The following is an 18442-nucleotide window of genomic DNA, read 5'->3' on the forward strand; positions in this document are numbered from 1 at the left end:
GTACGCGATGAGTACGCCCATGAAGTAGCGACGGTCCGGTTGACAACCCGGACCTAGAAGGAGCGAAGTGGCTAAGGTCCGGGTATACGAACTCGCCAAGGAGTTCGGAGTGGAGAGCAAGGTCGTCATGGCCAAGCTCCAAGAACTTGGTGAATTCGTCCGTTCGGCGTCCTCGACGATCGAGGCGCCGGTCGTCCGTAAGTTGACTGACGCGCTGCAGGGGCCCGGCGGCAACGCCGGCAAGTCCGCTGCCAAGCCCGCGGCGCCGCGCAAGGCGGCCCCCGCGAAGCCGGCCGCGCCCACTCCGGGCGCCCCCCGGCCCGCCGCCCCGGCCCCCAAGCCGGCCGCGGCCCCCACCCCCAAGTCCTCCGGCGCCGCGCCCACCCCGGGCCCGCGCCCCGGCCCCAAGCCCGGTCCGGCCGCCCCGGCCAAGCCCGGCCCGGCCGCCCCGGTGCCCGCCGCGGAGTTCTCCGCCCCGGCCCCGAGCCAGCCCGCGCCGCGCCCCGGCGCGACCCCCGGCCCGCGTCCGTCCGGCCCCCGTCCGGGTCCGGCCGGCCAGCAGCGTGACGGCGGCCGCCCCGGCGCCCCGCGCCCGCAGGGCCAGGGCCCGCGTCCCGGCGCCCGTCCGGCCGGCCCCCGTCCGGGCAACAACCCCTTCACCTCCGGTGGCTCCACCGGCATGGCCCGCCCGCAGGCCCCGCGTCCCGGCGGCCCGCGTCCCGGCGGCCAGGCCGGCCCGGGCGCCCCGCGTCCGCAGGGCGGTCCCGCCGGCGGTCCGCGTCCGCAGGGCCAGGGCCCGCGCCCGACGCCCGGCGGCATGCCCCGTCCGCAGGCTCCCGGCGGCGCCCCGCGTCCCGGCCCGGCGGGCAACCGTCCGAACCCCGGCATGATGCCGCAGCGTCCGGCCGCCGGCCCGCGTCCGGGCCCCGGCGGTGCCGGCCGTCCCGGTGGCGCCGGCCGTCCCGGCGGCGGTCGTCCCGGCTTCGCCGGCCGTCCGGCCGGTCCGGGCGGCGGCGGTCGTCCGGGCGGCGGCGGCTTCGCCGGCCGTCCCGGTGGCGGCGGTCCCGGTGGCGGCGGCTTCGGCGGCGGCCGTCCGGGCTTCGGCGGCCGTCCCGGCGGCCCGGGTGCCCGTGGCGGCACGCAGGGCGCCTTCGGCCGTCCCGGCGGTCCGGCCCGTCGCGGCCGCAAGTCCAAGCGTCAGCGTCGCCAGGAGTACGAGGCCATGCAGGCCCCGTCCGTGGGCGGCGTGATGCTCCCGCGCGGCAACGGCGAGACCATCCGTCTCTCCCGCGGCGCCTCCCTCACCGACTTCGCGGAGAAGATCAACGCCAACCCGGCGTCGCTCGTCGCCGTGATGATGAACCTCGGCGAGATGGTGACGGCCACCCAGTCCGTCTCCGACGAGACGCTGCAGCTCCTCGGCGACGAGATGAACTACACCGTTCAGATCGTCAGCCCCGAGGAGGAGGACCGCGAGCTGCTCGAGTCCTTCGACATCGAGTTCGGCGAGGACGAGGGCGGCGAGGAGTTCCTGGCCCCGCGTCCGCCGGTGGTCACCGTCATGGGTCACGTCGACCACGGAAAGACGCGACTGCTGGACGCGATCCGCAAGACCAACGTGGTCGCGGGCGAGGCCGGCGGCATCACCCAGCACATCGGTGCCTACCAGGTCGCGACCGAGGTCAACGAGGAAGAGCGCCGGATCACCTTCATCGACACCCCGGGTCACGAGGCGTTCACCGCCATGCGTGCCCGCGGTGCGAAGTCGACCGACATCGCGATCCTCGTGGTGGCCGCCAACGACGGCGTCATGCCGCAGACGGTCGAGGCCCTGAACCACGCCAAGGCGGCCGACGTGCCGATCGTGGTCGCGGTCAACAAGATCGACGTCGAGGGTGCCGACCCGACCAAGGTGCGCGGTCAGCTGACCGAGTACGGCCTGGTGGCCGAGGAGTACGGCGGCGACACGATGTTCGTCGACATCTCCGCCAAGCAGGGTCTGAACATCGACAAGCTGCTCGAGGCCGTCGTCCTCACCGCGGACGCCGCCCTCGACCTGCGGGCCAACCCGGAGCAGGACGCGCAGGGCATCGCGATCGAGGCCCACCTCGACCGCGGCCGCGGCGCCGTCGCCACCGTCCTCGTCCAGCGCGGTACCCTCCGCGTCGGCGACACGATGGTCGCCGGTGACGCGTACGGCCGCGTCCGCGCCATGCTCGACGACAAGGGCCAGAACGTCGAGGAGGCGGGTCCCTCGACCCCGGTCCTCGTCATGGGTCTGACCAACGTCCCGGGCGCCGGCGACAACTTCCTCGTCGTCGACGAGGACCGCACGGCCCGCCAGATCGCCGAGAAGCGCGCGGCGCGCGAGCGCAACGCCACCTTCGCCAAGCGCACCCGCCGGGTGTCCCTCGAGGACCTCGACAAGGTGCTCAAGGCCGGCGAGGTCCAGCAGCTCAACCTCATCATCAAGGGCGACGCGTCCGGTTCGGTCGAGGCCCTGGAGTCCTCGCTGCTCCAGCTCGACGTGGGCGAGGAGGTCGACATCCGCGTGCTGCACCGCGGCGTGGGTGCGGTCACCGAGACGGACATCAACCTGGCGTCCGGCTCCGACGCGATCGTCATCGGCTTCAACGTCCGCGCCGAGGGCCGTGCCACGCAGATGGCCGAGCGCGAGGGCGTCGACGTCCGGTACTACTCGGTCATCTACCAGGCGATCGAGGAGATCGAGGCGGCCCTCAAGGGCATGCTGAAGCCGGAGTACGAAGAGGTCGAACTCGGTACGGCGGAGATCCGCGAGATCTTCCGCTCGTCCAAGCTGGGCAACATCGCGGGTGTCCTCATCCGCTCCGGCGAGGTCAAGCGCAACACCAAGGCGCGCCTCATCCGCGACGGCAAGGTCGTGGCCGAGGACCTCACCATCGTCGGTCTGCGTCGCTTCAAGGACGACGTCACCGAGATCCGCGAGGGCTTCGAGGGCGGTATCAACCTCGGAAACTTCAACGACATCAAGGTCGACGACGTCATCGCGACGTACGAGATGCGCGAGAAGCCGCGAGGCTGATCACCGCAGCTTCCCGGGGCCGGTCGGCGGGTGCGATATCCCGTCGATCGGCCCCGGCCGTTGCGTGTACGGTTTCGAATGAGCCGTACGCATCACGGATCCCCACGGCCCCACGGGTGGCATGAAAACCCGCACCACATGTACGTAGGGACACTGTCCTTCGACCTCCTCCTCGGCGACGTCCGGTCGCTGAAGGAGAAGCGCTCCGTCGTCCGCCCGATCGTCGCCGAGCTGCACCGCAAGTACGCGGTGAGCGTGGCGGAGGTCGGCGACCAGGACCTCTACCGCAGGGCCGTCATCGGCCTCGCGGCGGTCTCCGGCGACATGGCGCACCTCACGGACCTGTTGGACCGCTGCGAGCGCTGGGTCGCCGCACGTCCGGAAGTGGACCTGCTGTCCGCGCGGCGGCGGTTCCACGGCGAGCACGACGACTGAACATCAAGAAGGAGACGGACCAGTGGCCGACAACGCTCGGGCGAAGAAGCTGGCGGACCTCATCCGGGAGGTGGTCGCCCAGAAGCTGCAGCGCGGAATCAAGGACCCGCGCCTCGGTACGCACGTGACCATCACGGACACCCGGGTCACCGGCGACCTGCGGGAGGCGACGGTCTTCTACACGGTCTACGGCGACGACGAGGACCGGGCCAGCGCGGCCGCCGGGCTGGAGAGCGCCAAGGGCCTGCTGCGCTCGGCGGTCGGGAAGGCGGCCGGCACCAAGTTCACGCCGACCCTGACCTTCGTGGCGGACGCCCTGCCGGAGAACGCCCGGACCATCGAGGACCTCCTCGACCGCGCCCGCGCCTCGGACGCGCAGGTGCGCCAGGCGTCCTCCGGCAAGGACTACGCGGGCGAGGCCGACCCCTACCGCAAGCCGGGCGACGAGGACACGACCGCCTGATGAACCGCACCCCCAGCACCCCGGACGGCCTGGTCATCGTCGACAAGCCGGCCGGTTTCACCTCGCACGACGTGGTCGCCAAGATGCGCGGCATCGCGAGGACCCGCCGCGTCGGCCACGCGGGGACGCTCGACCCGATGGCGACCGGTGTGCTCGTCCTCGGCGTCGAGCGGGCCACCAAGCTCCTCGGTCACCTCGCGCTGACCGAGAAGGAGTACGTGGCCACCATCCGTCTCGGGCAGAACACCGTGACGGACGACGCCGAGGGCGAGGTCACCTCGTCCGCCGACGCCTCCGCGGTCACCCGCGAGGCGATCGACGCCGGCGTCGCCAAGCTGACCGGGGACATCATGCAGGTCCCGTCCAAGGTCAGCGCCATCAAGATCGACGGCAAGCGCTCCTACAAGCGGGCGCGGGAGGGCGAGGACTTCGAGATCCCCGCCCGCCCGGTGACGGTCTCCTCCTTCACCGTGCACGCCGTCCACCCGGCCGAGGCCGGGGACGGCACCCCGGTGCAGGACCTGCTGGTCTCCGTCGTCTGCTCCTCCGGCACCTACGTCCGCGCGCTCGCCCGCGACCTGGGCGCGGACACCGGCGTCGGGGGCCACCTCACGGCGCTGCGCCGCACCCGCGTCGGCCCCTACCGGATCTCCGACGCGCACACCCTCGACAAGCTCCAGGAGGAGCTGACCGTGATGCCCGTGGCCGAGGCCGCCGCGGCCGCGTTCCGCCGCTGGGACGTGACCGCGGAGCAGGCCAGGCTGCTGGGCAACGGCGTCCGCGTCCGGCTGCCGCTCTTCGAGGGCAGCGGGCCGATCGCCGCCTTCGGGCCCGACGGCCGCTTCCTCGCGCTGGTCGAGAACCAGGGCGGCCGGGCCAAGAGCCTCGCCGTCTTCGGCTGACCCGCCCGTCCGCCGGCTCCGTGGGGCGGGGCGCGCGCACCCCGCTCCCCGCTCCACGCCCCCTCTTCCTCCCTATCCATCTGATACGCCGGATTCACCCCAACGGGCAGGCGCTCGGAGTGAACCACGGGGGTGGAAGGGGGCGCGTTCGGCCCGCGATCTGTCCCGCCGATCACCACCTGCCTACCGTCGGAACGTACGGGCGTCCGGCTGCCGTCGCACCGCGCTCCCCCGGGGACACCCCCGGAGCCCCGGCCGGAGCCACCGGCCCGCGGGCGCGCCGGACCGGCGGCGCGCGGCCGGCCCCGGCACGGCGTGAACGGGCGTGCGCGAGTGGGCGTACGGCGGGGAGGTTCGGCGGATGAGCGGTCGGCGGGCCGATGCTGACGAGTCCTTGGTACGCATCAGGGACCTGGCCGGACGGCGGCGCGGCACGGGCTTCGCCGTCGACGACCGCTCCACGCTGCTCACCAGCCACGAGGCGGTGGACGGCCTGGCCTGCCTGGTCCTGCACGCCGCCGGGGACCGCACCGTGATCGTCGGGGCCGACGCGGTCACCTCGCTGCCCGGCTGCGACCTCGCGATCGTCCGCACCGAGGGGCTGGGCGTGCCGCCGCTGGCCGTCGCGGCCGCCGCCGAGGTCGAGCCCGGCACCGCGGTGCGGCTGCGGGCCGGCCGCTGGCACGACGCCCGCGTCGTCGGCGCCCCCCTGGCCACCTACACCGCTACCGACCGCTTCCACCTGCTCGGCGCCGCCCTGGAGCTCTCCCTGCCGGAGCGCACACCGCTGCGGCTCGGCGAGGAGGCCACCGGCGGGCCCGTCCTGGACACCCGCACCGGAGCGGTGGTCGGCGTCCTCGGTACCGCGCTGCACGCCGAGCGGCGGGCCGGCGGCTTCGCGATCCCGCTGCGCTCCGCGGCCGCCGCCGAGCCGGGCGGCCCGCTCGCCGCGCTCCTGGAGCGGAACGCGGCGACCGTGCCCGCCTGGGGCCGGGATCTCAACCTCGCCGCCGTGCTCCAGCTCACCGGCACCTCGCTCGGCTCGGTGGTCACCCCCCGCACCTGGCGCGAGCCTGTCGAACGCCCCGAGACCGTGCGGGAGTTCGCCCACTTCCTGGCCGGGTCCGAGGAGCCGGACGGGCGGGTGCTGACCCGCGCGGGGGAGAGTGACGGCGCCGCCCCGCCCTACGTCCTCGCCCTGGTCGGCGAGCCGGGCACCGGCCGGACGACCGAGCTCGGGGCGCTGGCCGCCCGGCGCTCGCGCGGCGCCGAGCCCGCGCCCACGCTCTGGCTGCGCGGCGCCGACCTGCGCGCCGACGACGAGAGCGTGCGCGACGCCGTCGAGCGGGCGCTGAAGGCCGCGGGCCGCATCGTCACCGCCTCGGCCGGGCCCGGCAACGCCGTCGGCGACACCTCGACCGCCACCCCCGAGGCCGTCGCCGCGCTCGGCCACCGGGCGGGACGGCCGCTGCTGATCCTCCTCGACGGCCCCGAGGAGATGCCCCCGCTGCTCGCCCACGCGCTGCCCGCCTGGACCGAGGCGTCCGCCCGCTGGCTGGAGCGGACCGGCACCCGCATGGTCGTCGCCTGCCGCCCCGAGCACTGGGAGACGGCCGGCGCCCTCTTCCCGCCCGGGGCGCTGCGCTCCCCGGTCACCGTCCTGGGCACCGGCGGCCCCGCGATCACCGCGGCGCCCCCGGCGGCCCTCCCGCCCTGCGTCCGGCTCACCGGCCTCTCGCCGGACCTCGCCGGCGAGGTCCGCGCCTCCTACGGCATCCCCGCCGACGCCCTCGCCCCCGCCGACGCCGGCCACCCGCTGGCCCTGCGGCTGCTCGCCGAGGTGCGCGCGGCGCTCCCGGACGGCGCGGTGGGCGCGACCGGGGACGACGCCCCCGACCGGTGGGACGTCTTCGCCGCCCACCTCGACCTCGTCTGCCTGCGGATCGCCGTCCGGCTGGCCGCCGGGCGCCGGCCCCCGCTGCGCGGCACCGCGGTGCGCCGGCTGGCCGCCAAGGTCGCCGGCCAGGTCCACGAGGCGGCCCGGCAGTGCCTCGGGCCGGGCCAGGGCGAGCTGGAACGGGAAACGTTCGAGCAGCTCTTCCCATGGCGCACCGGCTGGGCCTCCGCCGTCCTCACCGAGGGCCTGCTCGTGCCGGCCGGCGGCGGCTACCGCTTCGCCCACGAGGAGTTCGCCGACTGGCTGCACGGCACCCACCTCGACCTCGACGCCGCGCTGCACGCCCTGGTCCACCGCTGGTACGAGCCCGAGGGGCCGCCCGCCGAGGCCGTCGTCCGGCTGCCCTCCCGGCGGGGCGGCGAGCCCGCCCCCGCGCCCGAGGGCCACGTCCCGCCCCCGCCCGGCTCCCGCACACCCCCCAGGCGCCGCGGCAGGCGCGGCGGCGGCCGGGACGCGCACCCGACCCCGCTGCCCGTGCCCCGGCACCGCGTCGGCCCCGTCCTCCAGGCCCTCCTGCTGCTCGGCCGCCGCTCGGGCCCCGTCGAGCTCTCCCGCCGCCTGACCGCCCTCGTCCACGCCGTCGACACCCTCCCGGCCCCGCAGGGCGCCCCCGGCGCCCTCCCCGACCCCGCCTGGTGGGCCGCCCACCTGCTACGCGAGACGCTGCTCCGCGTCCCCGACGCCGCCCCCTACCTCGCCGTCCTGCGCCTGCTCGCCGGGCGCGTCACCGAACGCGCCCGCGCCGCCGGCGGCTTCGACAGCGCCGCGACCGGCGCCCTCGGCGGCCTCACCCGCTTCGGCCCGGCCTTCTGGCTCCAGCTCCCGCTCGGCCTGGCCGACCGCCTCGACCTGCTGCGGCTGCTCGTCCCCGCCGACGGACCGCCGCCCGGCGCGGCCGGCACCGCGCCCCAGCCGGCCCCCACCGACCGCTTCCTGCCCGCCGCGGCCGCCCTCCTCGGCGACAACCCCTGCACCGCCCAGCCCCTCATCTGCCGCTGGTTCGCCGACGACCGGCCACTGCTCACCGCGCCGGACGCGGACGGCGAGTTCGCCGCGCCCACCGTCGCCACCGCCGCCCAGGCCCTGCTCCACACCCACCGCCGCCGGGCCGTCGACGACCTCACCGACGCCCTGGTCGGCGCCGCGCACCCGCGCGCCGACGAGCTGCTGGCCGCCCTCGCCGAGGACGAGCCCTCCGCGCTGTGCCGGGCGGTCGACCGCTGGGCCCACGACGACCGCGTCGAACTGCACGTCGCCGCCGCCGCGTACGGGCTCAAGGCCGTGCCGCACGTCACCTCCGACGCCGACCGCGAGCTGCTGCGCTACTCCGCGCTCGCCCTTCTCTCCCGCCCCGCCGAGGGCGCCCTGCACGGCACCGCCCTGGCCGTGCTCGTCCGCGACCGGCAGACCCGGGCCAAGCACCTGGCCGAGGCCATCGGCCGCTTCACCGCCGGCGACCCGAACGTGCCGGCCAGCGCGCTCGCCGCCGCCCTCGGCACCCACCCCGAGCCCGTCCTCGCCGCCTTCCGCGCCCGCCTCTTCCAGCCCGGCGACGCCCCGGCGCCCGTGCTGCGCGCCCTCGCCCAGATCACCCGCCCCGCCCTCGCCCGCCGGGCCGCCTCGCTCGTCCGCGAGCACATCGAGCACCGGCCCGACAGCGCCCCGCACGTCGCCGCCTTCATCGACCGGCGGCTGGAGGAGGGCTCCGCCGCCCGCGCCGTCCTCTTCCCGCTCGTCAGCCACATGCTGCGCACCCGTCCCGCACAGGTCCGCAGGGCGCTCGCCCCGGTCCTCGCCGCGCCCGGCAGCCCGGTCTCCCGCGCCCTGCGGCGCGAGCTGCTGGAGGTCCTCCTGGAGCGGGAGGAGCAGGAGACGGACGAACAGGACCTCACCGTCGCCGACGCCCTGCTGCGCGCCCTCGCCGAGGGCGTGGCCGAGCGGGCCGACATCCGCACCCGGGAGCTGGTGATCCGGACCGGGCTGCTGATGGTCCGCACCACCGAGGGCGCCGCCCACCTCGACCGGCGGCTCGTCCAGCTCGCCCGCGAGATCCCGGTCTTCGGCGCCCGGCTGCGCAGGTGGCTGGCGACCGCGCCGGGGGAGTGGACGCCGCTGGTCGGCACCGGCGCGCGGCTCCGGCTGACCGCCGGGGGCGCGGACGACGGCGCGGACCGCCTGCTCGGGAGCCCCCGAACCCCGGCCGATGAGGACCGCCGCCAACCGGCATGGCACTCTTAGACCTGCGTAATCGACAGACAAGAGTTCGGGTTCGGGCGAGGAGCGGGCACAGTGCAGCGCTGGCGTGGCTTGGAGGACATCCCCCAGGACTGGGGGCGCAGCGTCGTCACCATCGGCTCGTACGACGGGGTCCACCGCGGACACCAGGTGATCATCGGTCGTGCGGTGGAGCGGGCGCGCGAGCTCGGCGTGCCCTCGGTCGTGGTGACCTTCGACCCGCACCCCATGGAGGTCGTGCGCCCGGGCAGCCACCCGCCGCTGCTCGCCCCGCACCACCGGCGCGCCGAGCTGATGGCGGAGCTGGGCGTGGACGCGGTGCTCGTCCTGCCCTTCACGGCGGAGTTCTCCAAGCTCCCCGCGGCCGACTTCGTGGTCAAGGTGCTGGTCGACAAGCTGCACGCCAAGCTCGTCGTGGAGGGCCCCAACTTCCGCTTCGGCCACCGGGCCGCCGGTGACGTGGCCCTGCTGGAGGAGCTCGGCGGAACGTACGACTACGACGTCGAGGTCGTCGAGCTGGAGCTGGCCGCCGCCACCGGCGAGGACGGCGACGCCCTCCCCTTCTCCTCCACCCTCACCCGCCGCCTCGTCGCCGAGGGCGACGTCGAGGGCGCCATGGAGATCCTCGGCCACCCGCACCGCGTCGAGGGCGTCGTGGTCCGCGGCGCCCAGCGCGGCCGCGAACTGGGCTTCCCCACGGCCAACCTGGAGACCCTGCCGCACACGGCGATCCCCGCGGACGGCGTCTACGCCGGCTGGCTGGTCGTCGGCGGGGAGTCCATGCCCGCCGCGATCTCCGTCGGTACGAACGTGCAGTTCGACGCCACCGAGCGGACGGTCGAGGCGTACGCGATCGACCGCGTCGACCTGGATCTGTACGGCCTGCACGCCGCCGTCGACTTCCTCGCCTACCTGCGCGGCATGGAGAAGTTCGACTCCATCGAGGCGCTGCTGGAGCGGATGGCCGACGACGTGAAGCGGGCGCGGGAGCTGGTCTCCGCGCGCGAAGCGCGCTGAGACCGCTCCTCGCGAGCGCTTCGGGGACGGCGCCGGACGACGAACGGTGACCTGGGGGTGCCCCTTCCGGGTGCCCCTTCCGGGAGAGGGGCGGGGGCCGCGGCGAAAACCCCCGGCGCCCGCCCCCACACCTCACCTCACGGCTGCTGCGGCGGCTGCTGTTGCTGCCAGGCCCCGTACGGGTTGTATCCGCCGGCCGGCGGCTGGGGCTGCTGCGGCTGGGGCTGCGGCTGCTGCCCGTAACCCCCGGGCTGCGGCTGCGGAACGGACTGCGCCCCCCACAACCCCTGCTGCTGCTGGGCCCGGACGAAGTCCTCCGCCACCATCGCCGCCAGCTGGAAGTACGCCTCCCGCGTCTTCGGCCGCATCATCTCCAGATCCAGCTCGGCCCCCGCCGCCAGGTGCTCGTCGAACGGCACGACGACCACGCCCCGGCACCGGGTCTCGAAGTGGGAGACGATGTCCTCCACCTTGATCATCTTGCCGGTCTCGCGGACTCCGGAGATCACGGTGAGGCTGCGTCCCACCAACTCGGCGTAGCCGTGCGCCGACAGCCAGTCCAGCGTCGTGCTCGCACTGCTCGCGCCGTCCACCGACGGGGTGGAGACGATGATCAACTGGTCGGCCAGGTCCAGGACTCCGCGCATCGCGCTGTAGAGCAGACCCGTGCCCGAGTCGGTGAGGATGATCGGGTACTGCCGTCCGAGGACGTCTATGGCCCGCCGGTAGTCCTCGTCGTTGAACGTCGTCGAGACCGCCGGGTCCACGTCGTTGGCGATGATCTCCAGACCGGAGGGCGCCTGCGACGTGTAACGCCGGATGTCCATGTAGCTGTTGAGGCCGGGGATGGCCTGCACCAGGTCACGGATGGTCGCGCCGGTCTCGCGCCGCACGCGGCGTCCGAGCGTGCCCGCGTCCGGGTTGGCGTCGATCGCGAGGATCTTGTCCTGCCGCTCGCTGGCGAGCGTCGCGCCGAGGGCGGTGGTGGTCGTCGTCTTGCCGACGCCGCCCTTGAGGCTGATGACCGCGATGCGGTAGCAGGACAGGACGGGCGTGCGGATCGTCTCCAGCTTGCGCTGCCGCTCCGCCTCCTCCTTCTTGCCGCCGAACTTGAACCGGCCCGAACTCTGCTTCCGCACCTTCGGCTTGCTCTTGAGCAGCCGCTCCGACGACAGCTCCACCGCCGCGGTGTACCCCAGCGGCGCCCCGTGCACCGAACGCTGCCGCTGCTCGGGCGTCACGGTCGGCCAGCCCCCGGCCCGCGGATCCACCGGCCCGGCCGCCGGCGCCTCGGCCGGAGGCAGCGCCCCCGGCGCCTGCTGCGGGGCGTACGGACCGGGGGGCGCGGGCGTCGCGGACGGCGCGCCGTCCGCGACGGGCCGCGGGAATCCGTAGCCGCTCTGCGGCGCGGGGGAGTTCGGTGCGGGCTGCCCGCCGGGTGCGGCGCCGCTGGTTTCCCCGGTGGGTCGGGGGAACCCGTAGCCGCTCTGCGGCGTGGCCGCACCGCCGTCGGCCGACGGGCCCTGCGGGACCGGCGAGTTCGGCGCGGCCGCAGCGCCGGGCAGGGCACCGGCGGCTTCCCCGGCCGGCCGGGGATACCCGCTCCCGGCGGGCGCGGCCGGCGGAGCCTGCGGGACGGGAGCGTTCGGCATGGACGGTCCGCCGGGCGCGGCACCGGGGGTCTCCCCGGTGGGCCGCGGGAAACCGTAGCCGCCCGGGGCCGGGGCGGCGGTGTCGCGACCGCCCTGCGGGGCGGGCGGGTTCGGGGTGTCGCCCGCCGGGGGCGGGAAGCCGGGTGTGCCGGGACCGCCCGGGGCGCCCATGGGCCGCGGGGAACCGTACGCGCCCTGGGGGGCGCCGGGCGCGCCGTAACCCCCGTGCGGCGCGGGGGCGTTCGGCACGCCACCGGGCGCGCCCTCACCGGAGGGCGACGGGACACCGTACGCCCCCTGGGGGGCCGGCGCGGCGGGAGGCAGGGCGAAGTCGCCCTGGGCGGCGGGCGCGGCGGGGCCGGGGCCGTACGCCGGGGGCGCGGGCGGGACGGCGGGCGCGCCCGCGGGCGGGGTGCCGTAGCCGTTCTGCGCGGCGGCGGCCGGGTCGGCCCCCGGCTGCCACGGCGCGGCCGACGCGTTCGCCTCCGGCGGTGCGGCCGGCTGGAAGCTGGGCGGCAGGGGCGGGAGCGACGCGGGCGGGACCGACGGCGGCGTCCACGACTCCGTGGAGGCGCTGGGCGCGTCCGCCGAGTCGGCGGCCTCCGGCGCCTCGGCTGCGGCAGGGACGTCCGCCGTGCCGGCGCGGCTCCGCAGGGACGCCGGCGAGAACCGCATCGTCCCCTCGCTGCGCAGGCTGCCGGGGCCGCCGTCCTCCTCGGCGTCCCCGAGGAAAACCCCGGCCTTTTCGGGCGACTTGTCGCTTTCGCCGGTCTCCGGTGTCTCCGGTGCCTTCGCCGGCTCCGCGGTCTCCGATGTCTCCGGTGCGCGAGCCGTGATCTCGTCCCGCAGCGCGGCCGCGGAGAACTTCATCGTGGCGGGCGTCGTCGCGCCCGCGGCGGAAGCCGGTTCCTCGGCGGGGTCCGATCCGGCCGGCCCGGCGGCGGGAGGCGCGTCGGCGGGCTCGTCGGCCGCCGGCCCGGCCGGGGCCGCAGCCGGGGCGGGAGCCGGGGCCGGCTCCGGGGAGGCGGAGGAAGGAGGCGGCGTCGTCTGGACGTACCAGGCGGGCGGCGTGTAGTCGATCGTGAACTCGCCCGTGTGCTCCTGTTCCTGGTCCTGCTCGTGGTCGGCGTCGGACCGGTTCTCGCCGGCTGTGGTCCCGGCCGCGCGGATCTCGTCCCGATCGCTGCTCACAATGCCTCCTGCTGGTGTGGTCCGGTGCCCGGCGGAATCGCCCGTCGGCCGCGGACCGTTCCTGGTCCCACCGCCCGGAGCCCCCATGCGTCACGCTGCGGGCATCCGGCGTCGGCTTCTCCATGCGTACGGTCATCAAGACTAATCGTCATCCGTAGCACCGCGGCAGGCCCGCTCGCCCGGAAGCGCACCCGCCCCGGACGGCCCGCCCCCGGACTCTGCCGGGCAGGGGTTGACGCCCGGCCGCCGGCTCGCAGGGGCACGGGAGTTGACGCCGAGGGAACCGCCGGGCCGCGGCGACCCCGGAGCCCGGGGGGCGGAACGGACGGCGGTCGCCCGCCGCCCCCTCAGTCCATCCGCCGCGCCGCCCCCAGCAGCCCCGCCTCAGGATCCGTCGGCCCCGTCGTCACATACGTGCGGGACGTGCGCGTGCACCAGAGCGTCACCCCGTCCGGCAGGGAGGACAGCGCCTCCACGTCCTCCTGGGGGAGATTCATCGTCCGGCCGATCTGGACGGCCTCCTCCGGAGCGACCCGCTGGACGCCGACCAGATCCGCCCGCTCCATCAGCCGGGCGGTCGTGGGGCCGGGGTAGGGGAGCAGCGTCAGCACCGACTGCCAGGGGGCGGAGCGGACGCGGCCCAGCGGGGGGCGTACGCCGCAGTCGCGGACGACGAGCACGGGGCTGTGGACGGACGGGCCCTGCGGCGGCACCCGGCCCACGTCGTGCAGAGTGATCGACTGCTGGCCGGTGTTGGCCGCCTGGGCCAGGGCCGTCCACAGCTGCTGCCGGCCGCTCTCCACGGCGACCCGCCCGCCCGTGCCCACCGTGCGCAACGCGATGACCTGGGCCGTCCACGCACCGCCGACCAGGACCACGTCGAACGGGACCGGCCGCACCAGGCCGAGCACGGCGGGCGCGCCCTGGGCGTCGGTGCCGACGACCACGCCGTCGTCGCCCACGGGCAGGGCGAGGTCCTCGAACTGGTCGGCGGTCAGCTCGTGCCGCTCGCGGCGGGGGCCGATGAGCCCGAACCCCGCGCGGGGAGCGGCGGCGGACCGCCTCGGGGCCGCCGGCACCCTGTTCGTCAGCCGGGCCATCAGCGCGTCCCTCCCAGGGGCAGTGTGGCGAGCACGCCCGGTATCTGCTCGTGGTCCAGCCGGACCAGACCGACCTTCACCCCGCGCGCCGCCCGCTCCAGCTCGCGCCGCACGTCGCCCAGCTCGTCCGCGCTGCGGCCGCACACCCGGACGTGACCGGTCACCGTCGGCGCCTGCGCACCGCCGCGCGCCCGGCCCCGTCCCAGCGTCAGGCTCAGCGTCGACGAGAGCGCGGGCAGCGAGGTGAGCAGCGCGGCGAGCTGCGGCAACGACGTGGCGCCGGGGCCGAGCTGGGGCCAGCGGCTCACCCAGTACGTGGTGTGCCAGCGGTCGTCGCAGCGCCAGGTGCGGGAGGTCTCGGCGGTGCGCCGGGCCCCGGCGCCGTTGCGGCCGGCCTGCGCCGTCGCGGCGGGGTTGACGCTGGCGGCGATGGACAGGGCCGTCGTCAGCTCGTCCTCGGACAGCAGCGTCGCGCGGAACCCCGCGCCCTGCAGCCGGCTCGTCAACTGGCCCGCCGCGCGCAGCACACAGCGCCGCGCGCCCTCCGCGCCGCCGCCCCGGGCCGCCACGGCCTCCGGGCACAGCTCGGGGTCGAGCTTGAGCGCGATCCAGGTCATCCGCACCGCCGGCGAACCCGTCAGCGCCTGCAACGGCGCGTAGTTGCGCGCGGCCAGCGCCTGAGCGGGCAGGTGCGGGGCGGGCGAGGGCAGGGCGCTCTGCACCACCTGCACGGACTCCAGGCGGACGTCCGCCACGTCCATCGCCTCCCGCAGCAGGCCGAGCGGCAGCGCCTTGTCGACCCGCCGCGGGCGCAACGGGGCGTCCACCGCCTCCACCTGGAGGACCGCCGTCACGAACGTGCCGTCCCCGACGACGCCGACGGAACGGCCCTCACGGTCGGTGAACGACTCGGTGCGCAGCGCCGGATCGCACTCCACCACGGGGGCCAGGGCCGGCGCGGTGCCCGCCGGGACGGCGCCCGCGCGGCGGGCGCGCCGGCGCAGCGCGAGGACGGCACCGAGCCACTCCGGCACCGGCCGCTGCCGGCGCCGGGCCAGCGCCAGCACCGCCAGCACCAGGGCGATCCCGCCGGCGGGCGCGGCCAGCAGCGGGTCGACGACGTAGCCGACGAGCACCAGCGCCGCCGCGACCTCCAGCAGCACCACCTGCTGGAGCCGCACCGGGCCCAGGTTGCCCGGACCGGACTGCCGGCGCAGGGCCGTGCCCTGGACCGATCGCGTCGCGGACGCCATACCCGCAAGCCCCCCTCGAAATCGGAACGGCGGCACCGCCGAAACCCCTTGAAAGCCGAAACCTCGTGAAAACCCGTGACAAACCGTCGAATCCCCCCGCCGGAGGCCCGCCACCGGCCGATGGCACACCCGGACAGCGGGACCGGACGGTCAACAGGCATAGTAGGGGGCCGGTCTGACAACACGGACCGTGGGCACGATCCGACCGGTGGCGCCGGCGGTCCTGCGGCCGGTTCCGGTGACCGGGTCCGCCAGGAGCCCGGCGACAGGGGGAGTACTTCGGCACATGGCAACACGGCGGGACGAGCTCAACGCCTACACCTTCGCGCGGAGACGCATGGTCGCCGCGTTCCTGCGGCCCACGGCGGCGGCCACCGACGAGGGCGCGCCGCGCCCCCTGCGCGCCGTGCTGCCCGGCGTGGTCGTCGGCGCCCTCGTGCTGGCCGGCTTCGGCGCCTGGGGCATCTTCAAGCCCAAGGCCCCCGCGGGCTGGTCGGAGCCGGGGGCGCACGTGATCGTGGGCAGCAGGTCCACGACGCGCTACGTCGTCCTGGAGACCAAGGGCACCAAGCGCCTGCACCCCGTCCTCAACTTCTCCTCCGCGAAGCTCCTCCTCAAGGCCGAGAAGTCCTCGGTCATCAAGGTCGAGGAGTCCGAGCTCGACAGCGGGCGGATCCAGCGCGGTCCCACCCTGGGCATCCCCTACGCCCCCGACCGGCTGCCGGACGGCAAGGAAGCGGGCCGGCAGAAGAGCTGGGCCGTGTGCGAACAGCCCGGCAGCGGCGGCAGGACGGTGCAGAAGGCCGTCTTCGTCCTCGCCGACCGCGAGACCGCCAAGGTCGGCGGCCGCCGCCAACTCCACGACGGACAGGCCCTCTACGTCGAGGGCCCCACCGGCGAGCGCTACCTCGTCGACCCCGGCGGCACCCGGCACCTCATCGGCCCGCCCGGCGGCGTCGCGCCCTCCGCGCGCGACCAGGTGCTCCGCCGCTCGCTGTTCAGCGAGGGCGCCCAGCCGCAGAAGGTCAGCAAGGAGTGGCTCGGCACCCTCCACGAGGGCCGCCCCATCACCTTCCCCCGGCTCCCCGGGAAGATCGGCGCCCCGGCCGGGGTCCGCAGCCTCGACCCGCGGCTCGACAGGGTCGGCACCGTCCTCACCGCCGTCGCCGGCAAGGGCATGCAGCAGTACGTCGTCCTGCCCGGCCGCGTCGCCCCCGTCTCCGACCTGGTCGCCCGGCTGCTGCTCACCAGCCCCGACGCGGTGGCGCTCGGCCAGAACGCGCGGGCCGCCGAGGTCGGTCCGCAGTCCTTCACCTCCTCCCCGGAGTGGTTCTACGCCGACCAGGGCTGGCCCCGGCTCGTCCCCACCCAGGTCAACGAGGCGTCCACCGGCGTCCGTACGGTGTGCAACGTGCTGCGCGGTGTGGACGACAAGGGCGTCACCCAGCTCACCACCTGGGCCGGGACCGGCTACCCCGCCCAGATCGTGGACGGCGCCACCAGCGCGTACGTCACCCCCGGCAGCGGCCTGCTCTACCGGCAGATCAACGGCTCCTCGACCAGCGTCGGCTCGCTCTTCCTGGTCACCGACACCGGGCTGCGCTACGCGGTGCAGACCAACAACGACAGCAGCGCCGGGCGCTCGGGCATCGGGGACGACGGCGGGGAGAAGGACCCGCAGGAGCGGGCCGCCCAGGTCAACGAGGCCCAGATCCGCCTCGGTTACAAGGACGTCAAGCCCGTGCCGGTGCCGGACAACTGGTCCGCGTTCCTGCCCAAGGGACCGCGGCTCGACGCCAACAGCGCCAGCCAGCCGCAGAGTTCGTGAGGGGCCGCAGATGACTGTACGCAAGGCCGCCGCGGCGCTCCTCGCGGCATGCGCCATGCTGCCGGGCACGGCGTACGCGGCGGGGGACGCTTCGGCGTACGCGTCGGAGTACACGTCCGCGTACACGTCGGTGTACGCGGAACCGTCCCCGGGCATGGCCCTCACCGGCAGCGGCGAATGCACCTTCCCGATGAAGCAGCAGATATCGGGCATGCCATGGGCCCTGCAACGGGTCGTCTTCGACCGGCTCTGGCAGGACACCAAGGGCAAGGGCGTCCGCGTCGCCGTCATCGACACCGGGGTCGACGTCGACAACCCGCAGCTGACGAGGGCGGTCGACCGGTCCGCCGGACTCGACCTGCTGCCCAGGGACAAGAACGCGCCCCGGGAGAAGGGCGAGCGCACCGACGGCACCACCGACCCCGTCGGTCACGGCACCAAGGTCGCCGGGATCATCGCGGCCCGGCCGCGCGAGGGGACGGGCTTCGTCGGCCTCGCCCCGGAGGCGACGATCATCCCGATCCGGCAGAACGACGAGAAGGGCAGCGGCAAGGCGAGCACCCTGGCCACCGCCATCCGGCACGCGATCCGGCAGCACGCCCAGGTCATCAACATCTCCCAGGACACCACCAAACCGCTGGCGCCCAACTCGGACCTCGGCCTGGCCATCCAGGAGGCCCTGCGGGCGGACGTCGTCGTGGTCGCCTCCGCGGGCAACGACGGGCTCGACGGAAAGGTCAAGAAGACCTATCCGGCCGCCTATCCGGGCGTCCTCGCCGTGGCCGCCTCCGACCGCAACAACGAACGCGCGCCTTTTTCCCAGGCAGGCGATTTCGTGGGCGTCGCCGCCCCCGGTGTCGAAATGGTGTCGACCGTGCCGAAAGGCGGGCAGTGCGTCGACAGCGGTACGAGTTTCTCGGCCCCGTATGTGGCCGGTATCGCGGCCCTGTTGCGCGCCAAACATCCCGACTGGAAACAGAACCAGGTCGTCGCCCAGATCGAGCAGACCGCGGAAAGAGCCGTCAAGGGCCGCGACGACTTCGTGGGCTGGGGCGTCGCCGACCCGGTGCGGGCCCTCACCGAGGACGAGCGTCCCATCGACCGTCCCACCCCCGACCGCGCCGTCTGGGCGGGCCGCGACGTGCCGCGCCCGGCCGCGCTCACCCTGGGCGAGACCCCGCAGGAACGCGACGCGCGACTCGGCACGTACGCCCTGATCACGGCCGGCGTGCTGATCGCGGCGATCGCCGGAACGGCGGTCGCGCTGCGGGACCACCGCCGGCGGCGCGGACTCGCGGGCCGGACGTCCGGTTGATGTCCAGACCAATGGCCGGACCAATCGCAG

At 75.5% G+C, this 18442-nt stretch carries 11 protein-coding genes; 8 read left to right on the forward strand and 3 right to left on the reverse strand.

Going from position 1 to position 18442, the window contains the following annotated elements; genetic code table 11:
* The first annotated feature begins 67 nt into the window (after positions 1 to 67).
* The 6 genes from infB (at position 68) to AC230_RS18890 (ending at position 10073) form a co-directional block, all read left to right on the forward strand.
* Positions 68 to 3064 (forward strand): translation initiation factor IF-2, encoded by a 2997-nt coding sequence (gene infB / locus AC230_RS18865; RefSeq protein ID WP_049717439.1) that lies wholly within the window; start codon positions 68 to 70, stop codon positions 3062 to 3064.
* Between the two features lie 138 nt (positions 3065 to 3202).
* Positions 3203 to 3499, forward strand: a complete 297-nt coding sequence (locus AC230_RS18870; protein WP_049717440.1) for a DUF503 domain-containing protein — start codon at positions 3203 to 3205, stop codon at positions 3497 to 3499.
* 22 nt (positions 3500 to 3521) lie between these two features.
* Positions 3522 to 3962, forward strand: coding sequence for a 30S ribosome-binding factor RbfA (rbfA, locus tag AC230_RS18875; RefSeq protein ID WP_049717441.1), 441 nt, complete (start codon positions 3522 to 3524; stop codon positions 3960 to 3962).
* Positions 3962 to 4864: a tRNA pseudouridine(55) synthase TruB gene (gene truB / locus AC230_RS18880; protein WP_049717442.1), complete on the forward strand. Its 903-nt coding sequence runs from the start codon at positions 3962 to 3964 to the stop codon at positions 4862 to 4864. Before rbfA ends, truB begins: the two co-directional genes overlap by 1 nt.
* A 361-nt stretch (positions 4865 to 5225) precedes the next feature.
* Positions 5226 to 9059, forward strand: coding sequence for a S1C family serine protease (locus tag AC230_RS18885; protein WP_241833275.1), 3834 nt, complete (start codon positions 5226 to 5228; stop codon positions 9057 to 9059).
* A gap of 51 nt (positions 9060 to 9110) precedes the next feature.
* Positions 9111 to 10073 carry a bifunctional riboflavin kinase/FAD synthetase gene (locus AC230_RS18890; protein ID WP_078871368.1) on the forward strand — a complete coding sequence of 321 codons (963 nt, stop codon included), beginning with the start codon at positions 9111 to 9113 and terminating at the stop codon, positions 10071 to 10073.
* A gap of 137 nt (positions 10074 to 10210) precedes the next feature.
* On the opposite strand, the gene AC230_RS18895 is transcribed toward AC230_RS18890, so the two are convergent.
* The 3 genes from AC230_RS18895 to eccE all read right to left on the reverse strand — a co-directional run bounded on the left by AC230_RS18895 (position 10211) and on the right by eccE (position 15269).
* Positions 10211 to 12916 carry an SCO5717 family growth-regulating ATPase gene (locus AC230_RS18895; protein WP_053161248.1) on the reverse strand — a complete coding sequence of 902 codons (2706 nt, stop codon included), beginning with the start codon at positions 12914 to 12916 and terminating at the stop codon, positions 10211 to 10213.
* 347 nt (positions 12917 to 13263) lie between these two features.
* Positions 13264 to 14016, reverse strand: coding sequence for a hypothetical protein (locus AC230_RS18900; protein WP_049717444.1), 753 nt, complete (start codon positions 14014 to 14016; stop codon positions 13264 to 13266).
* Entirely contained in the window at positions 14016 to 15269 is a 1254-nt protein-coding gene (gene eccE, locus AC230_RS18905; protein WP_049717445.1) for a type VII secretion protein EccE, read from the reverse strand. The genes AC230_RS18900 and eccE overlap by 1 nt, the downstream gene beginning before the upstream one ends.
* A gap of 286 nt (positions 15270 to 15555) precedes the next feature.
* On the opposite strand from eccE, the gene eccB reads away from it, so the two are divergent.
* Positions 15556 to 17097, forward strand: coding sequence for a type VII secretion protein EccB (gene eccB / locus AC230_RS18910; protein ID WP_049717446.1), 1542 nt, complete (start codon positions 15556 to 15558; stop codon positions 17095 to 17097).
* Between the two features lie 10 nt (positions 17098 to 17107).
* Complete coding sequence (gene mycP, locus AC230_RS18915) at positions 17108 to 18412, forward strand: type VII secretion-associated serine protease mycosin (RefSeq protein WP_049717447.1); 1305 nt, start codon at positions 17108 to 17110, stop codon at positions 18410 to 18412.
* The last annotated feature ends 30 nt before the right edge of the window (positions 18413 to 18442 follow it).

Source organism: Streptomyces caatingaensis, from assembly GCF_001187435.1.
Classification (GTDB): Bacteria; Actinomycetota; Actinomycetes; order Streptomycetales; family Streptomycetaceae; genus Streptomyces; species Streptomyces caatingaensis.

Bases quoted from the DNA above. Each gene is read 5' to 3' on its own strand.
- AC230_RS18870 (WP_049717440.1), top strand. From the start codon at position 3,203: ATGTACGTAGGGACACTGTCCTTCGACCTCCTCCTCGGCGACGTCCGG.
- truB (WP_049717442.1), top strand. From the start codon at position 3,962: ATGAACCGCACCCCCAGCACCCCGGACGGCCTGGTCATCGTCGACAAG.
- AC230_RS18885 (WP_241833275.1), top strand. From the start codon at position 5,226: ATGAGCGGTCGGCGGGCCGATGCTGACGAGTCCTTGGTACGCATCAGG.
- AC230_RS18900 (WP_049717444.1), bottom strand. From the start codon at position 14,016: ATGGCCCGGCTGACGAACAGGGTGCCGGCGGCCCCGAGGCGGTCCGCC.
- eccE (WP_049717445.1), bottom strand. From the start codon at position 15,269: ATGGCGTCCGCGACGCGATCGGTCCAGGGCACGGCCCTGCGCCGGCAG.
- eccB (WP_049717446.1), top strand. From the start codon at position 15,556: ATGGCAACACGGCGGGACGAGCTCAACGCCTACACCTTCGCGCGGAGA.
- mycP (WP_049717447.1), top strand. From the start codon at position 17,108: ATGACTGTACGCAAGGCCGCCGCGGCGCTCCTCGCGGCATGCGCCATG.